The following is a 3,143-nucleotide window of genomic DNA, read 5'->3' on the forward strand; positions in this document are numbered from 1 at the left end:
TGGTGCAGGGGGTAGTTCCAGGGATTGATAAACCCGCACACACCGGCGGCTTCACGCCATACCAGGGAGTGACCGTGTTCGGCGGTCTCTTCGGTGATCCCAGTGTGCTCGGCGAACAGGCGCATGGCCTCGATCGGGCCCTCTACATGCAGCCAGCCGGTGATATGGCGGGGACAGCCCAGGCTGTCGGATACCGCGGCCACCAGCTCGTCCTGGCGGGCTTCCATCAGGTCGGCGGCGCGCAACAGCAGCGCGCGGCGCTCGCTGGCGGGGGTATTGGCCCAGGCGTCGAAGGCGCGGGCCGCGGCTTGAACAGCGCGATCCACATCGGACACGCTACCCGCTGGCACTCGGGTAATCGGGGATTCGGTTGCAGGATTGATGGCTTCCAGCCAGTCGCCGGAGGTGGACTCGATCCACTGGCCATCGATATAGATCTTGTTATGGTTTTCCATCTTGCTCGACTTGTTTGCTGCAGTTTTGCCGCGGGAACTGGCTCTCACGACGCTTGCGACCGATGGCGCGATATTCTGCGCACGCTCCGGACGCGCATCGTCTACCAAACGGACAATCTGCGCAATAGTTAGACTTTTTCGAATGATTATTCAGTATGCGGGAAGGTCAAGCGGGGCCCAATCACCTGAACAGGTGATATGGCTGGGCGGCGATCCTTTGAGATGCCGCGGAGTGGAGTATTACGGCTGCTGCGGTGCGGCGCCGGCAGCCACGGCGAGTTCTTGTTGCAGGGTTTTGGCTTCCGGCGCCAGCGACGCCCCGCGGCTCTCCAACCAGCGAAACACCCGCTCCAGCACCAGCCGGGTGCGCTGGTTGATGGCACCGCTGTGATCATTCACCAGATACAGGGACTGGCCGATGGTGTAGGAGCGCTCGATTACCGTGGCCAGGCGCCCGCTCTTCAGGTCTTCACTCACCTCCAGCCGATCCGCCAGCGCCACGCCCATCCCCAGGCGCGCAGCCTCGATGGCCTGATAGGCATAATCCACCGATATCCCATTCACCGACGGCGCATAGTCCACCCCCTGGGCGGTAAACCAGCCGCGCCACTGCTGCTGGCGGTCGTGCAGCAGCGGCAAACCCAGCAGGTCCAGCGGGCGCAGCGACCGGCTCAGATCCTCCCGCGCGCGCAGCAGCTGCGGACTCGCCACCGGCAGATAGTGCTCCTGGTACAGCGGCGTCACCTGCCGCGCCGGCGCCTCCGGCTCCCCCAGACAGATGGCGATATCCGCTTCATCGCCCAGGTGCCGCGCGCGCGGCTCGATGGTGGTGACCCGCAGGCGGATCTCGGGATAGCGCTGTTGTACCTCCGCCAGAATTCGCAGCAGCCAACGGCTGGCAATGGTGGCGGTGGTGGCGATCACCACCTCGCCGGACAGATTGCCCGGGTCCAGGGTCAGCAACCCCTGTTCCAGCCGCCCGAACGCGTCGGACACCGCCCGGTGCAGGCGCTTGCCCGCCGCGGTCAGCGACAGGCGATTGCCGGTGCGCAGAAACAGCGGCGTGCCCAACCGCTCCTCCAGCTCACGGATCTGGCGGCTGAGCGCCGGGTGCGACACATGCAGCTCCTCTGCCGCCCGCCGCAGGTGGCAGTGTCGTCCCACCGCGTAAAAGCTGCGCAGGGAGGTCAGGGACAGGTTTCGGAGCTCGGCGGCCATGGATTAACTCTCGTTACGGTGCCTTTTTGGCACCAATACGGCAATTAAATGTTAATTGTGTTCGCAAAATCAAACCATAGACTTGTGCTAAACCCTATACATCCATTCACACAATAAAACTCTGGATGCACTCCATGACCGATACCCGCCAAGTCCGCGCCTCTCAAGTGCGCATCAATGGCCAGCGCCTGTGGGACTCCCTGATGGAAATGGCCGCCATCGGCGCCACCGACAAGGGCGGCTGCAACCGCCAGGCCCTCACCGACCTCGACAAACAGGGCCGCGACCTCTTCGTAAAGTGGTGCCAGGAAGCCGGCTGTGCGGTGACCTTCGATGAAGTGGGGAATATCTTCGCCCAACGCCCCGGTAAAAACCCGGATCTGCCCCCGGTGCTTACCGGCTCTCACCTCGATACCCAGCCCACTGGCGGCAAGTTTGACGGCGTCTACGGCGTGCTCGCCGGCCTCGAAGTGGTTCGCAGCCTGAACGACGCCGGCATCGAAACCGAAGCGCCGCTGGAAGTTGCCGTGTGGACCAACGAGGAAGGCGCCCGCTTCTCCCCCGCCATGATCGGCTCCGGGGTCTGGGCCGGTGAATTCGACCTCGACTACGCCTACGCCCGCACCGACAAAGAAGGCAAAACCTTCGGCGAAGAGCTGCAACGTATTGGCTACAAGGGCGACACCCCCGCCAAGCCGCGCCCGCTGGCCGCCGCGTTTGAAGTGCACATCGAACAGGGCCCGATTCTCGAAGCCGAAGAGAAAACCATCGGTGTATTGAGCGGTGTACAGGGCATGTACTGGTACGACCTCACCCTCATCGGCCAGCCCTGCCACGCCGGCCCCAGCCCCATGGAAACCCGTCGCGACCCGTTTATGGGCCTGCATCGCATCCTCGACGAACTCTACAAACTCGCCGCCGAACACGGCCCCTGGGCCCGCGCCACCTTCGGTGACATTCGCGTCGAACCCGGCAGCCGCAACACCGTCCCCGAGAAACTCGTCCTCGCCGTCGACCTGCGCCACCCGGACCAGAATACCCTCGACGCCATGGACCAGCGCTTCCGCGAAATCGCCGCCCGCGTCGCCGATCACATCGGCCTGGAACACGATATCCGCGACGAATGGCGCTCCCCCGCCGTCGCCTTCGATGCGAACTGCGTTGAAGCCGTGCGCAGCTCTGTAGCCGAGCTCGGTTACAGCAACAAGGAAATGGTCTCCGGTGCCGGCCACGACTCCGTGTACATCTCCCGCGTCGCGCCCACCAGCATGATCTTCGTGCCCTGTGAAAAAGGCCTGAGTCACAACGAAGCGGAAAACGCGGAACCAGAAGATCTGGAAGCCGGTGCAAACGTGCTGCTGCACGCGATGCTGAAAATGGCAAATAAAGCGAGCTGATGAAGCACTAAACCCAAATGCGAAGCGGCGGCTGCCGGGAACTATTCGCTAGACCTTCTAAAACAGGGATGTT

The 3,143-nt window shown here is 63.3% G+C and carries 3 protein-coding genes; 1 reads left to right on the plus strand and 2 read right to left on the minus strand.

The window, feature by feature from the left end; all coding sequences use genetic code 11:
* Both B4U49_RS00870 and B4U49_RS00875 read right to left on the minus strand, forming a co-directional pair.
* Window positions 1–563, minus strand: a 563-nt coding sequence (locus B4U49_RS00870; RefSeq protein WP_239692416.1) for an aldehyde dehydrogenase family protein, incomplete at its 3' end; no start/stop codon positions are given.
* Window positions 564–695: 132 nt separating this feature from the next.
* A complete protein-coding gene (locus tag B4U49_RS00875; protein WP_078082716.1) occupies window positions 696–1,673 on the minus strand; it encodes a LysR substrate-binding domain-containing protein in 978 nt (325 codons plus the stop codon).
* Window positions 1,674–1,807: 134 nt separating this feature from the next.
* On the opposite strand from B4U49_RS00875, the gene B4U49_RS00880 reads away from it, so the two are divergent.
* Entirely contained in the window at window positions 1,808–3,070 is a 1,263-nt protein-coding gene (locus tag B4U49_RS00880; protein WP_078082717.1) for a Zn-dependent hydrolase, read from the plus strand.
* Window positions 3,071–3,143: the final 73 nt, after the last annotated feature.

Source organism: Microbulbifer mangrovi (assembly GCF_002009015.1).
Lineage (GTDB): Bacteria > Pseudomonadota > Gammaproteobacteria > Pseudomonadales > Cellvibrionaceae > Microbulbifer > Microbulbifer mangrovi.